Origin of the sequence: Clostridium sartagoforme (assembly GCF_039521405.1) — a bacterium.
Classification (GTDB): Bacteria; Bacillota; Clostridia; order Clostridiales; family Clostridiaceae; genus Clostridium; species Clostridium sartagoforme.
The window spans coordinates 1-1,606 of sequence record NZ_BAAACH010000045.1 but is presented as its reverse complement, the minus strand read 5'-3'; the positions used below and the strand labels follow the sequence as shown (position 1 = coordinate 1,606).

Genomic DNA, 1,606 nt, shown 5'->3' with positions numbered 1-1,606 from the left:
CACTATTTTGCATCAGTTGTGCTTTCTGTATGCTTATCTTTCAATAAGCAAATCTTTATAGTCTTCGCAAGACTCTTCCCATAAGTTACTGTTATCTCAACATAACTCCTCGAAGCTCCCATCTGTAAGTCATAGGGCAACTGCTAATATATTTGTTATTAGCTACTTTATTTTATAGCTTGTCTGATTTTATTAAATAAAAAAACCTTTTGAGTTAGGTATTACCATACTCAAAAGGCTTGAAATTTTCTTCTTTATCGGTTATCATAATCTTATAAATTATGATATTGCTAGCAACTATCGTTGCTATAAAAGAAGTTCTTTTCTAACGGCTTTTTAAGTGGTGGTACACTTACTAAGTTTGGCTTATCTTTGATGGTGGTACATCATCGATAAGAGTTGAATAAGAGCTTTTTTTATTTAATTTTATATATTAATTCTAAATGTTTTCTTTTACATTTGCAAATAGTTTTTATATTTATTTCTATTTTAAGTTTAATAGATATTTTTTTAATAATAGTTTACTATTTTCATAAAAAAACTCTTTATATATATTGAAAGGAATGATTTTATGAATAGTGAACTATTTAATTTCTTAACTACTCAGGGAGTTTTTGCTTTATTATTTGGATATCTTCTACTTTATGTTTTAAAGCAAAATCAAATAAGAGAAGAAAACTACCAAAATATAATAAAGCAGCTTAGTAATACACTACCTGAAATTCAAAGTGATCTTGAAGATATAAAAAAGCAGATATTTAAATAATTAAATATCTGCTTTTTACTATATATTTAAATATATATTCTTTATCTTTTTTAACGATCTATTTTTAGTCTGATTTACTGCCTGTCTTGATATTTTCATATAATCAGCTACTTCACTTACTGATAAATAATATACATACAATAATTTCATTATGTATGCTTCTTTTTTCGTTAAAACTTTAAATATATCGAGAAGTTCAAATTCAGATTCAGAATCTTCATGACTTATTTCTATATCTACATTTAACTCCAGTTCATTAAGCTTTATTTTATCCCTTTTCTTTGATAATTTTATATATTCATTTCTTATAGATTTAGCTATATACCCAATTATAGCTTTATTCTCAACCAATCTTTGATTATCTATTGGCATATTATTTATAATTCCGATTAAATGTATAATTAAATCTTGCCTTGTATCTTCTTTATCTAATAATCTAGAATACTTACTTATCAAGGGATTAAATATCTCTATAATTTCTAATAAAGATTTATTATCTCCTTTCTTAGAATTTACTATATTTATAAACATATTATTTTCCATATATATCCCCTCCCATATATATATAAGCAAACATATGTTCTGTTTGTAAACATATTTCTTTTATTTTTTTTTATTTTTTTAGTTTACACTTTGCTTAAATTTCTCTTTATAATTAATGACTAGTCACTCAAGCCGGCAAAATTAAATAAAAAAAGGAGTGATTTATTAATGTCACAAATCGGAAAATTTTTAAACTTACATCCTCATATGCAAAGTTGGGCTGTTTATAATGTTAATGGGCCTTATACTAAAGAGTATAAAATAGGTGATGTCTTACCTGCTCAATTTGGTGGACTA

At 24.9% G+C, this 1,606-nt stretch carries 2 protein-coding genes; one reads left to right on the top strand and one right to left on the bottom strand.

Translation table 11 applies throughout. The features are described 5' to 3' along the window. Positions 1 to 571: 571 nt before the first annotated feature. The gene (locus ABDZ60_RS18580) at positions 572 to 766 is read left to right on the top strand and encodes a BhlA/UviB family holin-like peptide (RefSeq protein WP_016209047.1); all 195 of its coding nucleotides are present in this window, start codon (positions 572 to 574) and stop codon (positions 764 to 766) included. An 18-nt stretch (positions 767 to 784) separates the two neighbouring features. Here the strand turns inward: ABDZ60_RS18580 and ABDZ60_RS18575 are convergent, their stop codons facing one another. Continuing rightward, the gene (locus tag ABDZ60_RS18575) at positions 785 to 1,309 is read right to left on the bottom strand and encodes a sigma-70 family RNA polymerase sigma factor (RefSeq protein ID WP_343780243.1); all 525 of its coding nucleotides are present in this window, start codon (positions 1,307 to 1,309) and stop codon (positions 785 to 787) included. Between the last annotated feature and the right edge of the window lie 297 nt (positions 1,310 to 1,606).